Consider the following 15,568-nt stretch of genomic DNA (forward strand, 5'->3'; position numbering starts at 1 on the left):
GGCATTTCAGGGATAGATGTCGATCACCGTGCGCATGGGAACCATTTCAAAGATCTCGCGCATTTCGCGGTCGGTCACAGCGATACAGCCCGCCGTCCAATCGCGCTTGCGGCGAAATTCGCGCGGGGTGCCATGGATAAAGATATCGCCGCCCGGGCTGACGCCGCGCGTCACCGCTTGGGCGCGGTCGGCGCTGTTGGGATAGCTGATGCCGATTGAGAGGTAAAAGGCGCTATTGGGGTTGCGCCGGTCGATGTAGTAGCGCCCCTCGGGTGTGCGGCCATCGCCCTCTTGGGTCTTGTGACCATCGGGGGCGAAACCCAGATCGATGTCATAGCCGCGCACGACCTGGTCATGATGAAGCAAATACATCCGGCGCTTGGATTTATGTACCGCGATCCGGGTAACCTCGGGGCTGGAAGAGGTGCTCAATGTCGGCTGCATGCAGCCAGCGGTTGTGCTTGCCGCAAGCAAAAGGAGAAGCGTTGACCGCCGTGTCTGAAGGATGCCCATAAACCTGCTCTTAGTATTTTTTTCGATCTTCTAGATCAGATTTGCAGCGCTGTTGAGGGGTTATCTTTCGCGCTCTTGCTTCAAAAGTGCGGCCAATCCTGTGCGGTAATCGGGATAGCGCAGGCGCACGCCAAGATCGGCCTTGATCCGGCGGTTATCGACACGTTTTGATTCGGCATAAAAGCTTGCAGCCATGGGGCTGAGGCTGGCCTGATCGAACGGGATTGCAGGCGGTTCGGGCAGGCCGAGCAGCGTGGCGGCATACGCGATCACATCTTGCGGCGGGGCCGGGTCGTCATCGCACAGATTATAGGCGGCACCCGGATCGGGCCGCGCCATGGATGCGATCAACACCTGCGCGATATCCGCGACATGGATACGGGAAAAGACTTGATCGGGCTTGATGATGCGCCGCGCCGTGCCATCGCGGACCTTTTCAAAGGGTCCACGCCCCGGCCCGTAGATGCCCGCCAGCCGAAAAATGTGCAGCGGCAGGCCATGCTGATGGTAAAGCTCCATCCATGCGGCCTCGGCCGCCACCCGCGCGCGGCCCCGTTCGGTCGAGGGGGTAAGCGGTGTTGCCTCATCCACCCAAGCCCCGCCGTGATCGCCATAAACCCCGGTGGTCGAGAGATAACCCACCCAGTCGAGCCGCTTGGCATGGGCGGCAATTGCCTCGCGCGCATGGGCCAACACGGGGTCTTGCCCATCCTCTGGCCCGGCGGTGATCAAGATGTGGCTGGCCCAAGCGATGTCATCAGCCATGTCGGTGCCGGGAAAGATGCGGGGCGTCAGCCCCTCCGCGGCCGCCTGCGCGGCCTTGTCGGGGCTGCGCGTGGTCACGCGCACCGACCCCGGCGTGGCGGCAAGTTCCGCCACCAGATAGCGTGCGCTATAGCCATAGCCGAAGATCAAGAGCTTCATCGCAACCTCTCTACCGCCCAGCGCGCGGCATCGGCCACGGCCTCATCTGGATCATTCACAAGGCGCTGCGCCGCATAGATCAGCCCCGCATCACCGGAATTGCCAATCGCATATAGCACGTTGCGCACAAAACGGTCGCGCCCGATGCGCTTGATCGGGCTGCCCGCAAACAGCGCGCGAAATGCGGCATCGTCGAGTTGGGCCAGATCGGCCAGCCTCGGGCTGACCAGTTCCGGGCGCGCGGCATAGCGCAGTTCGGTGGCTGTTTGGGCGAATTTGTTCCAAGGGCAGACCGCCAGACAATCGTCGCAGCCATAGATGCGGTTGCCCATCAGCGCGCGCAGATCGCGGTTCACTGGCCCCTTATGCTCGATGGTCAGATAGGAAATGCAGCGCCGCGCATCGAGTTGGTAGGGCGCGGGAAACGCCCCCGTCGGGCAGATATCGAGGCAGGCGGTGCAGCTACCGCAATGCCCATCCTCGGGCGCGTCGGGGGGTAGGTCGATGGTGGTGAAGATCGCCCCCAGAAAGAACCAATTGCCCAGATCACGCGACAAAAGGTTGGTATGCTTGCCCTGCCAGCCAAGGCCAGCGGCCTCGGCCAAGGGTTTCTCCATCACGGGTGCGGTGTCGACGAAAACCTTGATCTCGGCGTCAGGCGCTTGGTCCAAAAGCCAACGGCCCAGATGCTTGAGCCGCTTTTTCACCAGATCATGATAGTCACGATTGCGCGCGTAGACGCTGATCGTGGCGCGGTCGTGGCGGTCAAGGGCGGCCAGCGGGTCATCATCTGGGGTATAGGGTTCGGCCAGCATGATGACCGATTTCGCGTCGGGCCAAAGTGCGCTTGGATCGCCACGCCATGCCATGCGCTCGGCCATCCATGCCATCTGGCCGTGCCGCCCTTGGGCCACGAATTCGGCTAGACGGGCGGCGGCTTGCGGGATCGCATCGGGGCGGCATATGCCCATCTTGGCAAAGCCCGCCGTGCGGGCCTCGGTCAACAGGGCATGTTTGAGATCACTCAAAAGTCGAGGTTCGCGTAATGGGGCGGCTGGATGAAGCCGGGGATTTGATCGGCAAGGATCGAGCGGAAGGCCGGGCGCGATTTCACCTTGGAATACCACTCCTTGACCACTTCGGAGCGGTTCCAATCCACATCCGAGATATAGTCGAGACAGGACAGATGCGCGGCAGCGGTGAAATCGGCCATCGTCATCGCATCGCCCGCCAGCCAGCGGCGGTGATCGAGAAGCCACGCCATGTAGTCGAGGTGATACTTGATCTGCTGTGCGCCTGTTTTGACCGCTTTGCCATCGGGATAGCCCGTGCGCATGATCTTTTTGTTCACCCGCTCATAGACCAGATTGGCGGTCACCTCGTGGTGGAATTTGTCGTCAAACCAGCTGACCAAGCGGCGCACCTCGGCCCGCGCTTTGGGATCGGCGGGGAAAAGCGGCGGCTCTGGGCGGGTTTCCTCGAGATATTCGCAGATCGCGCTCGACTCGGTCAGTAGCATCCCGTCGATCTTCAGCACTGGCACCTTGCCCGCCGGGTTGCGGCGCAGAAACTCGGTCGAGGGTTCCCAATACTTCTCGTCGATCAATTCGACTTCGATCCGCTTTTCGGCCAGCACCAGCCGCACCTTGCGGCAGAAGGGGGATAGGGCGAAATGATAAAGACGCGCCATTGCAATGCTCGATCCGTTTTGGGTTGCCTCTCTATGGCGCGAAAACCTGTCCGATTTCAATTCGCAAAGCAGGTGTCGCGACCATCTGCGGCGATGGTGGCGGCCCCATCGGCGATGGATGCTGCGCGACGTGACAGCTGATCGGTGGGCGCGCTGGCGTTGCGTTCGCGGGGGTTGGGCAAGACGGCGGCCAAAAGGGCCGCTTGGCGCTGGGTCAGATCGGCGGCGGAAACGCTAAAATGATGGCGCGCCGCCGCTTCGGCACCAAAGATGCCCGGCCCGAATTCGGCAATGTTGAGATAGACCTCCAAGATGCGGCGTTTGGGCCAGATCAGTTCAACCACCGGGGTGATCGCGGCCTCCATCGCTTTGCGCGGCCAGCTTCGCCCGTGCCAAAGGAAGGCGTTCTTGACGGTTTGCTGGCTGATGGTCGATCCGCCGCGTGCGGCCCCCGCTGCGATAGCGTCGCGGATCGCGGCCATATCAAAGCCCCAATGAAGGCAGAAATTCGCATCCTCGGCGGCAACAGCGGCGCGTTGCAGATGGACCGAGATATCCGACATCCCCACCCAGTCATAGCTGACAGAACCCAAGCGGCGGCTCTCGCCGATCATATGGGCGGTGGTCGGGACGGGGACAAAGCCATAGGCGATGATCCACCCCATCAGGAGGGCCAGCCCCAGCCCCAAGGTGCGCGTCACCCATCGGCGCAGCCGCGAAACCCCGCGCTGCCAGCGCGACGCTGGGCGATCTGGCCCTTTCTTGGGCTTGCGCCGCAGGGTCACGGCTGATGCCACGGGGTTGTCGCTTTGGGGTCTTCGGGTCAATTCTGCCTCGGGTGTTTTGGTGTTTTTCACCAGACTAGCCTTTCTGGCATGATAAAACCAAGGCTTTGCGCAGCTCTTGGCATGTGTGGGTGCTTGGCGAGGACGCCAAGCTCGGCTATGGCGGGCGCATGAAATTGAAATTTGTTGAACTCGAAGCCGCCGCTCTCATGTCCGAGGTTATGTTCGGGCATGGTTTCGCGCATTACGGTTATTTCCCTGATGGCACCCCCGAGGCGCTGACAGCGGCGGCGCTGGGCGCGGCGCAGATGGCCTATTTCGAAAAGCTGGTCGCGGCGATTGGCACCGTGCCGGGTGGGGTTCACACGATCCTTGATGTGGGATCAGGGACCGGGTCGAACGCGCGCGCGCTGATTGCGCGCGGCTTTGAGGTGGCGTGTGTCTCGCCCTCGCACCAGATGAACGAGATGGCGCGCGCCAAGCTGCCGCAAGGTACGCTTGTCGTTGATGCGATGTTTGAGGATTTCGATCATCCCCAACGGCGCGATATTTGTCTTTTTGCGGAAAGCTTTCACTATATCGATCTGGTCACAGCCTTATCCAAGGCGGGCCAACTGGCCGATAAGGGTTTGGTGATCTTTGATTATTTCCGCCGCCCCGGCTTTGCCCATGGCGATGGCACGCGCGGCACCCATGCGACTTTTGTCGCCGAGGTCGCCCGCCAAGGCGTGTTCGAGATCGTGTCGGATGACGATATGACCGATGCGATCACGCCGACCTTTGTCATTCATGAATACCTCAAGAACGAAAAAATTGCCCCCTTTGTTCAGCGCTTTCGGGCCGAGTTGAAGCGGGAATACCCGTGGCGGTCGTGGATGATGGAAAAGATGCTGGGGCGCGCCTTGAACAAGCTGGGCCGCCACACGGGCCGCGCGGCAAAATTCGCGCGCGAGCATGAATACCGGCTGATCGTTTTGGCCCGCCGCACCCCTGTGTGATCATCCGCGATCGCTTGGCGATTGGATGAAAATTGATGCGCGGTCATGAACGATCCGCGCAAAAACCTGTCTTTGGCCCGTGCCGTTCCGCAATCATGCCGCATTTGCGGACCACATGAGAGGGAGCGCAAAGCCCGAGCAGGAATTGAAAATGGACCGTCTGACTGAAATGGAAGCCTTTGCCATGGTCGTTGATCAAGGTGGCTTCACGGATGCGGCACGCAAGATGGGGATTTCGAAATCCGCCGTGTCCAAACATATCTCAAGCCTAGAGGCACGGCTTGGGGCGCGCCTGCTCAATCGCACGACGCGGCGTGTCAGCCCGACCGAGATCGGTCTTGCCTATTACGACCGTGCGCGGCGCGTTCTCAATGACGCGGGCGAGGCTGACGCGCTGGTCACCGCGATGCAATCGGCCCCCTCCGGCACGCTGCGTGTGTCGGTGGCCACTGATTTCGGGGTCAACCATATCTCGCCCATTTTGGGGCAATTCTTGCACGGATTCCCCGATGTGACGGTCAACATGGTGCTCAATAACCGCTATGTTGAACTGATCTCGGAAGGGTTCGATATGGCCATCCGCGTGGGCGAGTTGGAAGATAGCAGCCTGCGCGCGCGCAAGATCTGCGAGACACAGCGCCGGATGATTGCGGCCCCCTCATATTTTCAGAAATACGGCCGCCCCGAAAAGATCGACGATCTGAACGAACACAAGCTTTTGCATTACTCCAACAGCGCCACCGCGAATGTGTGGAAGTTGCTGGCCCCCTCGGGCGAACAGCGTCAGGTGCGTAGCGGGGGGTGGCTGACCGTGAATGATGGCCAATCGCTGCTTAATGCCGCCATCGGTGGGCTTGGCATCGCGTTTTTGCCCAGTTTTCTTTATGCACAGCCGTTGCGCGATGGGCAGGTTCAAGATGTCATGCCTGATCTGCCGGTCGATATCCAAGGGGTCTATGCGATCTATCCGCCGGGCCGCTATACCCAGCCCAAGGTGCGCGCATTCATCGATTTTCTTGTCGATGCCTTTCGCGATAAGGGGCCGAACGACTGGTAGGGAAAGCCCCGGCTATGGCGTCAACAGCACCACTTCGACCCGGCGATTTGCCTCGCGTCCCTCGGGCGTGGTGTTGGTGGCGCGCGGCGCAAGAAAACCCACACCCGCCGCGCTGATCTGATTGGCGGCCGCACCGTGATCGCTGATCAAGGATTGGCGCACCGCTGCGGCGCGTGCCTCGCTGAGTGCGATATTGCGATCAAGCGCGCCTTCGGCATCGGTATGGCCCACCAGTGCGATCCGCCGCGCCCGGTCACCCGCCAGCCAAGCGGCCAAGACGACAAGGCTGTCATAGCGGTTTCCCGATAGTGCCGAAGCGCCGGTTTCAAAGGTCAGATCGGCAAGCACCATATGCCCCGTTTCAACCAGCTCTGCGATCATATCGCTTTGATCCGCATCTTGGCGTGGGGCAAAGCTGGGCCGCGCGGCGGCGGGTTCAATATCGCCGCTTCCGATACGGGCCAGATGCACATATCCCGCCTGCCCGCCGACCGAAACGGTGAGTGCAACATCCGCAACCGCGCCGGGCGTGCTGCGCTGGGCGGCGAGGTAATGAAAATTGCCAAGATCGACGAACATCTCGGGCGCTTGCGCAATGGGCAGGGCAAAGCGGAAATCGAAACCGCCGCAGTCGCGATCAGCGCAGGCAAAGGTGACCACGTAGCCTTGGGCGACGAGCTGCGCGCGCAGCGCCGCGATGATGGTCGCCGGATCGCTATCCTCAGCGGGGAGGCGCCAGATCTCTTCTGTCAGAGCACCCGCCACACTGCGCGTCGGCGGCACGCCACCGCGCGCGGCCGCAGCTGTCGCGATGTTGAAATCGGCGGTGCTTTGGCTGCGCGCCACGATCTGCGTCGCGCCCGAGGGCCAGACGACATCCAAAGCGACCACGGGTTGCGCGCAGAGAATGAAGATCGCGATGGGATAGATCCGCATTGCGCGGAGGGGGTTTTTCATGGGCGCGTCAGACCGCTTTGGCTCGGTAATGATACTGTCCCACAGCCGTGAATCCGAGGGAAGCATAAAGCCCCAAGGCCGGTTCGTTTTCGCGCGTCACCAGTAAGCTGAAGGTTGTGGCCCCTTGGCCCAAGGCCCAATCGGCAACAGCGCGCATCATCGCCGCGCCCAAGCCGCGCCGCCGATAGGGTGCCAAGATCTCAAGCGCGTGCAGCATTGCAACACCGTCATGGATCGCGGCAAAGGCCGTGCCTGCGGGGCGGTCTTGGGTGCGGCCCAGAAAAGATGTCTTGGGTGCGCGCGCGCGTGTCATGACCGAAAGCCGCCCCGGCCCAACCCCGGCTGTGGCCCAAATCTCGGATTGGATGGCCAAGGGGGGCCAGATGGGAAAGCAGGTGATTGGCGGCGGTGGGGCGGCGATCTGGGCGCTTGGCGCGATCATGGCGCATGTCGCATCGCGCCGCGCAAAGCCGCGCGCCGCCAGCCGTGCATCCAGCGCGCCTTGATGGTCGAGCAGCATGAACAGGGGCGGCTGGCCAAGTGCTGCAAGCCGGGCGATGGCGGCGTCGATCTCGGCCTCGGTCGCGTCTTGGGCCAAGGGATCACACAGCCGCGCGGCGCTGACCCTTTGGCCGCCCCCCGCCCCATCGGGCACGGTAAAAGGCCCCTCGGGGTAAAGCGCTGCGGCGGGCCACGTCGCGGCGATGACCGGCATCAGGTCGGATAGCCGCATGACATTACCTCAGGCACCGGGGCCGAAAATATCCGACAAGGCGGCCATCACGCGGTCGACCGCTGGGCCATCTTGGCTGCGCACGACGATATTGGTGCCATGCACCCCGTTCAGGTGGAAGGGGTAAGAGCCGATTGAAACCTCGGGGTGGCGGGCGGCAAGCGCGCCTAAGGGCCCCGCGATATCGCCCTCGCCCTTGAGCAGGCGCAGGGATTGCGACAGCATTGGCGGCCCACCAATCAAGCGCGGCATCAGGCTTGCCACCATGGCTTCGAAAATCATCGGCACACCGGCCATGACATGGACATTGCCGATGCTGAAACCGGGCGCGGCCGAGATCGGGTTGTCGATCAGCGTCGCCCCATCGGGGATGCGCGCCATGCGCAGCCGCGCTTCGTTCAGCTCTTGGCCGCGGGCGTCGTAATGGGCCTGTAGGATGGCGCGGGCATCGGCGCGCACATCGATCTTTGCCCCCATCGCATCGGCCACCGCATCGGCGGTGATATCATCATGGGTGGGGCCGATCCCGCCAGAGGTGAAAACATGGGTATAGCTGGCCGCCAAGCTTTGGACCGCTTGCTTGATCGTCTCATGATTATCGCTGACCACGCGGGCCTCGCGCATCTGGATGCCGTGGTCGGTCAGCGCGCGGGCCAAGTAATTGGTGTTGGTATCCCGGGTGCGTCCCGAAAGGATCTCGTCGCCGATGACCAGCATCGCGGCTGTAGGGGTTTGCATGCGGGCCTCGCTATTATGTCTGGCCCTCGGTATAGGCCCCTGCACTGGCGCTTTCCAAGCCCTGTGATGGCGCGCCTTGTGGCGATTGTGCCAATTCACAGTGTCGAGAATGACTTGCCGATGGTTTTGTGACATCACCCTGACTGGAAATTCGGGTAATCTGGGCCTAGTCTAGGGGTTGAAAAGCTGGAGGGTCCAAGGTTTGGACGATTTCAAAGGCCGCCTGACACGGGATGGCATACGCATTCACGACGCCGATGATTTCATCGGCATGCACCGCGCCGGTCAGGTTGCCGCGGGCATTTTGGATGCCATGGCGCCACTGGTTTTTCCCGGCCAAACGACCGAAGCCATCGATGCCGAGATCGAGCGCATGGTCAATGCCGCCGGCGTCACCTCGGCCACCATCGGTTATCGCGGCTATCAACATGCAAGCTGCATCAGCGTGAACCATGTGGTGTGTCATGGCATCCCCGGACCAAAGACGCTTAAGGATGGTGATATCCTCAATATCGACGTCACCGTGATCGTCGATGGCTGGTATGGCGATACCAGCCGCATGTATGTGGCAGGAACCCTTGGCCGCAAGGCCGAGCGTTTGGTGCAGGTCACGCATGATGCGCTCTTTAAGGGGATCGAGGCGGTGCGCCCCGGCAACCGGTTCGGCGATATCGGCTTTGCCATCCAAAGCTATGTCGAGGCGGCGCGCATGTCAGTGGTGCGCGATTTCTGCGGTCATGGTCTGGGGCAAGTCTTTCATGCGCCGCCCAATGTGCTGCATTACGGTCGCCCCGGTACCGGCCCCGTGCTGGAAGAGGGGATGTTTTTCACCATCGAGCCGATGGTGAACCTTGGCCGCCCCGAGACCAAAGTGCTGGCCGATGACTGGACAGCGGTGACGCGCGATAAATCGCTTTCGGCGCAGTTTGAGCACTCCATCGGCGTGACCGCGACAGGGTGCGAGATTTTCACCCTTTCGCCCGCCGGGAAATTTCACCCGACTTGGGGCTGAGGGCGGCTGCGCTAACGATCCCTTAACCTTTGTTGCGCAGGCTGCCCGCATGTCCGAGCAGCCGTCCTTTTCCTTTGACGAAGCATCGCCCCGGTTTGTGCCGGGGGGTGTTGCCCGCGCGGTGGGGGCTGTGGCGCGCGGCCCCTCCAAGGGGGCAGAGATGCATCGCCATGCCCATCGCGACCGGCTGCGCGCGCGTTTTACCCAAGGTGGCGCCGATGCCGTGCCGGATTACGAGTTGCTTGAGATGGTGCTTTATCGTGCGCTACCGCGCGGCGATACCAAGCCGCTGGCCAAACGCCTGCTCAAGCGCTTTGGCGATCTGAACCATGTCATGGCCGCCGCCCCCGCCCGCCTGAAAGAGGTGGAGGGGGTGGGCGAGCGCGTGATCTTGGAGTTGAAACTGATGGAAGCGGTCGGCCATCGCATGGCGCGCGCGCAAGTCATCGGCAAACCGCTGTTGTCGTCATGGGATGCGCTTTTGCGTTACTGCCAGACCGCGATGGCGCATCGCGATCTGGAACAGTTCCGGGTGCTTTATCTCGACCGCAAGAATGTGTTGATCGCGGATGAGGCGCAGGCCGATGGCACCGTCGATCATGTACCCGTCTACCCGCGCGAGGTGGTCAAGCGCGCGCTGGAATTGAACGCCTCGGCCTTGATCTTGGTGCATAATCACCCCTCGGGCGATCCTGCGCCCAGTCAGGCGGATATCGACATGACCTATGCGATCCGCGATGCCGCCCATGTGCTGGGCCTTGCGATCCATGACCATTTGATCATCGGCAAGGCGCGCGAGTTGAGCTTTCGCGCCGAGGGTTACTTGTAGCCGCATAGGCGCGCGGTCAATCCAGCCAAACCTCGACCCGGCGATTGACGGCACGCCCTTGGTCCGTCTCTTCGCAGGCCATTGGCATTGCCTCGCCAAAGGCGGCAATCTCAAAGGTGACGCGCCCCGGTGTCGCGGCATCGGCTGCGGCTTGCACGGCGTCGCGCACCGCCTCGGCCCGGCTTTCAGCGATCCGCAAGTTAACCGCTGCGGCCCCTGCGCTATCTGTGAACCCGACGAAGATCAGCCGCCGCCCATCAAAGGCGCCGCTTTCAATCGCGGCGGCCAGCCGCGCCACAGCCGCGCGCGATTGTGCATCAAGATTGCTGGAGCCATCGGAAAAGCGCAAAGTTGCAGAGAGCCGCTCCGCCCCGCGCAGGCGGCGTACAAGGCTTTGCAATTGCGCAAGCGGCACCTCGTCACCGGCGGCGGCGATGGCGTTGGCTAGCCGGATACCTTGGCGGTCCAGCGGTGTGCGGGTCAGGCTTTGATCGACATATCCCGATGCGGCGACGATGGCCTCGGCAGCGGCGGTTTCGGTCCAGTCGAGAAAATCCTGCACCAGCTGCGGCAGACGCCTTGGCGCAAGATAGACATGGACCGGCACGGTCAGCGGATAATCCTCGGCCTTGATCGCGTCAGCCTCGGCCATTTGGGTCAGCCCACATGCACCCAAAAGTGGCAAGATACGCGCCAAGCCTTCATGCGCGCGGGCCGAGACGCCCAGCGCGAAGTGATCACGCAGAACGGCGGTGGCCAGCGCGGCCGCGCTGTCGTGATAGGTGATCTTGGGGGTCAGATCCCCCTCGGATGTACCAAGCGCCAGTGTGGCAAAGAACTGGGTCATCCCATGGTCGCGGTGCAGCAGATGCAACGCAATTGGGGCGTCGGGGCCACCCAGGTCTTGCCAATTATCGATCTCGCCACGAAAGGCCGCTGTCAGATCATCAAGCGAGATCGCATCGATGGGATTGCCGGGCGCGACCAAGGGAACGATGGCATCAAGCGCGATCACCCTGACACGGCGGCTAAGCGGCGGATCATCGGGCGCATTGGCCCGATCCGCGCGTAGCTCGCCCCGTGATGGCAGGCGCAAGGTCAGTGCCATATCGGTTTCGCCGTTCAACAGTGCCAGAAAGCCCGTGTCGCTACTGCCGGGCGTTACAAGGAAACGCGCGGCGATGCTGTTGTCTTGGCGGGTCAATTCATAGGCGAGCGCGCCATTGTAGGGTGCTGGGCCATGCAACGCCATTGCCCGGTTGGCGGCAAAACCCTGCAATAGGGCGGGCAGCAAGGTCTCGGTCACGCTTGCCTCGCCCGCGATCCGCGCCTCGGCGGTAAAGCGGATCAGATCGGGGCATCCCGGCCCAAGGCAGGCGACCCCTTCGGCGGCAACAGTCAGCAGGCCATAGACCGTGTCAATTTGGTAATAGGTGCCGTCAAAGGCGGTCAATGTGCCTTCAACCCGGACACCGCCGTCATGCGAACGCAATTCGACGTCCTGCGCAGCAGCGGGCGCAGCCAGAACGATACTCAACAGGGCCAGCCGACGGGCTACCCCACACCAAAAACACATACGACAGGCCACGCAAACTTAATTCGCGGCGAGTCTCGGGGCCTCGAAGAGATTTTGCAACATGAGAAAATCACCAACAGCATCGCAGCCCGGCAATGTCACCGTGATGGGCCAGATATCGACCGCCCCGCTTTGGGTCAGTTGCATGGCTTGCGCAACAAGCGGGCGGTCGCATGTGGCGGGATTGATCGGAATGTCGAGCGCAAGGCGCAGATCGTTCGCCTGCGCTTGGGGGATGGAAAATATCTGGATCTGGCGCGACGGGGTCAGATGCGGGTCGCCCAAAACGGTCAGGAAACCACCTTGGCCCGCCAGCATATCTGTGACGGTGCCGGGTGTCCCTTGCCAGATATGGCCCGGCACGCCGAAGTCGGCACCAGCCGCGAATGCGTGGAATGCGAGGCCCAGATCGCCATCCCATGCAATGGCGACGCGCATGTAATCGGCAAGATCGGGCAAACCCGCGATGGCCATGACCGCGTCATCATCACCGCTGCGAACCGTGACAAAGGCTGGTGTCTCAAAGGCGGGAATATCGACGGTCAACAGCCCCATCATGTCGGTGCGCGCGGCAAAGCTGAACCCGGCATGCGAAATCTCAAGATCGGCCTCAGCTTGGCAGGGGTCGAGGATATCAAGCGCCACCATCGCTGCTGGCATCGCCGCGGCCGTCACCACCAAGCCGCAGGGCAAGCCAAAGGGGCTTAGTCGTGCTGCCGGTGCGGGATCGACCGGCGATTGGCTTTCCACCGCGTCAGAGTGGGTGATGGGCGCGGATAGGGCGCTTGGCGTTTGCGTTTGAACGCGGGCAGGCCATCCAACCGCAAATGCCACGCACAAGAGCATCAAGGCACTTGCCCGCAAAATCGCCATTCTTATCGCCATGGCCGTTGCCCCCGCGCAATCCGATGCTTGTGGTGATAGCGGCGAATTAGGGCAGAATCGGGGAGAAAAGCGTCACTGCTTGTACACAGTGACGCCTGCGCCCGCGCAGTGATTGATAGACCACTAAGCCTTGCGTGATTAGGCCAGCCGCCCATGACAGTGCTTGAATTTTCTCCCTGATCCGCAAGGGCAGGCGTCGTTGCGGCCGGGGTTGCCCCAGGTGGTGGGGTCGCTCTCGACAAAGCCTGCTTGTGCGGGGCCAGTGGCGGGGTCGGCGGCACCGCTGGTGGTTGCGGCGGCAAGCTGGCGTTGGGCTGCCTCTTGCTGGGCCTGAAGCTGGCGGATCAGCTGCTCTTGCTGCTCGGCGCTCAGCGGTTGAATCCGGGCCAGTTTACCCGTCACATCCGTGCGCAAACCGTCGAGCATCGATTCAAAAAGCTGAAAGCCCTCGGTCTTGTACTCGTTCAGCGGATCGCGCTGGGCGTAACCACGAAAGCCCACGACCGAGCGCAGATGTTCCAGCGTCAGCAGGTGGTCGCGCCATTTCGCATCGATGGTTTGCAACACAACCTGCTTTTCGATCGAACGCATCTGTTCGGGGCCGAATTGCGCGGCCTTAGCGGCCATGTATTGATCGGCGGTCTGCTCCAGCCGTTCACGGATCACCTCTTGATCGACGCCATCTTCGGCGGCCCAATCGGCAAGCGGCGGGTCGATGCCCAGCGTTTCGCGCAGGGCGGCGCGCATCTCGTCGATTTCCCACTGATCGGCGTAGGATTTGGGCGGCATATGCATATCGATCAGATCTTCGATCACCTGATGGCGCATATCGGCGGTCACTTCGGCGATATCTTCGGCACCCATGACCTCGCGGCGCTGATCAAAGATGACCTTGCGCTGATCGTTCATCACATCGTCGAATTTCAACAACTGTTTGCGAATGTCGAAATTGCGCCCCTCGACCTTGGCCTGTGCGCGTTCGAGGGATTTATTGACCCAAGGGTGAACAATCGCCTCGCCCTCTTTCATGCCCAAGGTCGACAGCATCTTGTCGAGCTTTTCTGAGCCGAAGATGCGCATCAGATCATCTTCGAGCGACAGGAAGAACGAGGACCGCCCCGGATCGCCCTGACGGCCCGACCGGCCACGCAGCTGGTTGTCGATGCGGCGGGATTCGTGCCGTTCGGTGGCGAGAACATAAAGCCCGCCTGCGGCCTTGACCTTTTCTTCGTCGCCTTTGTGTTCGGCTTCGATCTGGGTGCGGATGGCGGTGTGATCGCCTGTCGGATCGGCGGCGATGGCTTGCATGATGCGAAACTCGACATTGCCGCCCAGTTTGATGTCGGTGCCGCGACCGGCCATGTTGGTGGCGATGGTCACAGCGCCCAGCTTGCCCGCATCGGCGACGATCTGCGCCTCTTGCTCGTGCTGGCGGGCGTTGAGGATGTTGTGCGGCAGCCCCGCCTTTTCCAACATCTTGCCCAGCATTTCGGATTTCTCGATCGAGGTGGTGCCGACGAGAACCGGCTGGCCCTTTGCATGGGCCTCGCGGATGGCTTCGACGATGGCCTCGTATTTCTCGCGCGCGGTGCGATAGACGGCGTCGTCATCATCTTGGCGGGCGACCGGCACATTGGTGGGGATCTCGACCACGCCAAGGCCGTAGATCGCCATGAATTCCTCGGCCTCGGTCGCGGCGGTGCCGGTCATGCCGGCCAGCTTGCTATAAAGGCGGAAGTAGTTCTGGAAGGTGACGGAGGCGAGGGTCACATTCTCGGGCTGAATGGCGCAGCCCTCCTTGGCCTCGATGGCTTGGTGCAGACCGTCCGACAGGCGGCGGCCGGGCATCATCCGGCCGGTGAATTCATCGACCAAGACCACCTCGCCCGAGCGCACGATATATTGCTGATCCTTATGGAACAGCTTGTGTGCGCGCAGCGCATTGGTCAGGTGATGCACGATTGTCGTGCTTTCGGGGTCATAAAGGCTTTGCCCCTCGGGCAAGAGGCCAGTTTCCAGCAGCCGCGCCTCGAGGAAATCATTGCCCTCATCGCTAAAACTCGCGCTGCGCGCTTTTTCGTCGATGGTGAAGTGATCGTCCTGCACATCGGGAATGATCTTGTCGATGGTAACGTAAAGCTCGGAGCGGTCTTGCGTCGGGCCGGATATGATCAAGGGCGTGCGCGCCTCGTCGATCAAGATGCTGTCAACCTCGTCCACAATGGCAAAGTTATGGCCGCGCTGGGCCATATCCGCCAAGCTGGCGCGCATGTTGTCGCGCAGATAGTCAAAGCCAAGCTCGTTATTGGTGGCATAGGTGATGTCGGCGGCATAGGCCGCGCGCTTTTCATCATCGGGTTGGCGCGGATAGACCACGCCGGTGGTCAGACCCAAGGCGGCATAGACCTTGCCCATCCAATCGGCGTCGCGCTTTGCCAGATAGTCGTTGACGGTGACGATATGCACGCCCTTGCCCGACAGCGCGTTGAGATATGCCGGAAAGGTCGCGACCAGCGTCTTGCCCTCGCCGGTTTTCATCTCGGCGATATTGCCCTGATGCAAAAAGATGCCGCCGACCAGCTGCACATCATGCGCGCGCAGGCCAAGCGCGCGGCGCGCGGCCTCGCGGCAATTGGCAAAGGCTTCGGGCAAAAGCGCGTTCAAATCCTCGCCACCTTCGGCGCGTGCGCGCAAGCTATGTGTCTTGGCGATGATGTCGGCATCTGACATCGCCCTGTGCGCGGCTTCCAGCGCGTTGATCTGTGCCACAAGGGGAGAGACGGATTTGACCTTGCGGTCGTTCGAAGAGCCGAAGACCTTTTTCGCCAGCGAACCCAATCCGAGCATCTGATGCGCCTTTTTGTGGTGGCC

Annotated in this window: 15 protein-coding genes; 4 read left to right on the forward strand and 11 right to left on the reverse strand. The window is 61.8% G+C overall.

The features are described 5' to 3' along the window. Positions 1–6: 6 nt before the first annotated feature. The 5 genes from KG698_RS06880 to mtgA all read right to left on the reverse strand — a co-directional run bounded on the left by KG698_RS06880 (position 7) and on the right by mtgA (position 3,840). Entirely contained in the window at positions 7–432 is a 426-nt protein-coding gene (locus KG698_RS06880) for a murein L,D-transpeptidase family protein (protein WP_367114054.1), read from the reverse strand. Positions 433–573: 141 nt separating this feature from the next. Next, a complete protein-coding gene (locus KG698_RS06885; RefSeq protein WP_213684824.1) occupies positions 574–1,437 on the reverse strand; it encodes an SDR family oxidoreductase in 864 nt (287 codons plus the stop codon). Next, complete coding sequence (gene queG, locus KG698_RS06890; protein WP_300983221.1) at positions 1,434–2,408, reverse strand: tRNA epoxyqueuosine(34) reductase QueG; 975 nt, start codon at positions 2,406–2,408, stop codon at positions 1,434–1,436. Before queG ends, KG698_RS06885 begins: the two co-directional genes overlap by 4 nt. Before the next feature lie 53 nt (positions 2,409–2,461). Beyond that, positions 2,462–3,127, reverse strand: a complete 666-nt coding sequence (locus tag KG698_RS06895; RefSeq protein ID WP_213684826.1) for a glutathione S-transferase family protein — start codon at positions 3,125–3,127, stop codon at positions 2,462–2,464. A gap of 56 nt (positions 3,128–3,183) precedes the next feature. Beyond that, complete coding sequence (gene mtgA, locus KG698_RS06900) at positions 3,184–3,840, reverse strand: monofunctional biosynthetic peptidoglycan transglycosylase (RefSeq protein ID WP_300983223.1); 657 nt, start codon at positions 3,838–3,840, stop codon at positions 3,184–3,186. A 242-nt stretch (positions 3,841–4,082) separates the two neighbouring features. Between mtgA and KG698_RS06905 the strand changes: the two genes are divergently transcribed. Both KG698_RS06905 and KG698_RS06910 read left to right on the forward strand, forming a co-directional pair. Further along, a complete protein-coding gene (locus tag KG698_RS06905; protein WP_213684827.1) occupies positions 4,083–4,910 on the forward strand; it encodes a class I SAM-dependent methyltransferase in 828 nt (275 codons plus the stop codon). Between the two features lie 151 nt (positions 4,911–5,061). Beyond that, positions 5,062–5,967, forward strand: a complete 906-nt coding sequence (locus KG698_RS06910; protein WP_213684828.1) for a LysR family transcriptional regulator — start codon at positions 5,062–5,064, stop codon at positions 5,965–5,967. A gap of 12 nt (positions 5,968–5,979) precedes the next feature. Here KG698_RS06910 and KG698_RS06915 read toward each other — a convergent pair whose 3' ends face one another. The 3 genes from KG698_RS06915 to KG698_RS06925 are packed head-to-tail and all read right to left on the reverse strand — an operon-like array spanning position 5,980 to position 8,395. Next, positions 5,980–6,924, reverse strand: a complete 945-nt coding sequence (locus tag KG698_RS06915) for an OmpA family protein (protein ID WP_213684829.1) — start codon at positions 6,922–6,924, stop codon at positions 5,980–5,982. Positions 6,925–6,931: 7 nt separating this feature from the next. Next, positions 6,932–7,657: a GNAT family N-acetyltransferase gene (locus KG698_RS06920; protein WP_213684830.1), complete on the reverse strand. Its 726-nt coding sequence runs from the start codon at positions 7,655–7,657 to the stop codon at positions 6,932–6,934. 9 nt (positions 7,658–7,666) lie between these two features. Then, on the reverse strand, positions 7,667–8,395 hold the full coding sequence (locus KG698_RS06925; protein ID WP_213684831.1) for a molybdopterin-binding protein: 729 nt from the start codon (positions 8,393–8,395) through the stop codon (positions 7,667–7,669). A gap of 202 nt (positions 8,396–8,597) precedes the next feature. Between KG698_RS06925 and map the strand changes: the two genes are divergently transcribed. Both map and radC read left to right on the forward strand, forming a co-directional pair. Further along, positions 8,598–9,407, forward strand: a complete 810-nt coding sequence (gene map, locus KG698_RS06930; RefSeq protein ID WP_213684832.1) for a type I methionyl aminopeptidase — start codon at positions 8,598–8,600, stop codon at positions 9,405–9,407. A 49-nt stretch (positions 9,408–9,456) separates the two neighbouring features. Continuing rightward, entirely contained in the window at positions 9,457–10,236 is a 780-nt protein-coding gene (gene radC / locus KG698_RS06935) for a DNA repair protein RadC (protein WP_213684833.1), read from the forward strand. Between the two features lie 16 nt (positions 10,237–10,252). Here the strand turns inward: radC and KG698_RS06940 are convergent, their stop codons facing one another. The 3 genes from KG698_RS06940 to secA form a co-directional block, all read right to left on the reverse strand. Beyond that, on the reverse strand, positions 10,253–11,773 hold the full coding sequence (locus KG698_RS06940; protein WP_213684834.1) for a phosphate ABC transporter substrate-binding/OmpA family protein: 1,521 nt from the start codon (positions 11,771–11,773) through the stop codon (positions 10,253–10,255). Positions 11,774–11,830: 57 nt separating this feature from the next. Beyond that, entirely contained in the window at positions 11,831–12,562 is a 732-nt protein-coding gene (locus KG698_RS06945) for a hypothetical protein (protein WP_213684835.1), read from the reverse strand. 273 nt (positions 12,563–12,835) lie between these two features. Continuing rightward, positions 12,836–15,544 carry a preprotein translocase subunit SecA gene (gene secA, locus KG698_RS06950; protein WP_213684836.1) on the reverse strand — a complete coding sequence of 903 codons (2,709 nt, stop codon included), beginning with the start codon at positions 15,542–15,544 and terminating at the stop codon, positions 12,836–12,838. Between the last annotated feature and the right edge of the window lie 24 nt (positions 15,545–15,568).

Source organism: Roseicyclus sp. (assembly GCF_018402035.1).
Lineage (GTDB): Bacteria > Pseudomonadota > Alphaproteobacteria > Rhodobacterales > Rhodobacteraceae > Roseicyclus.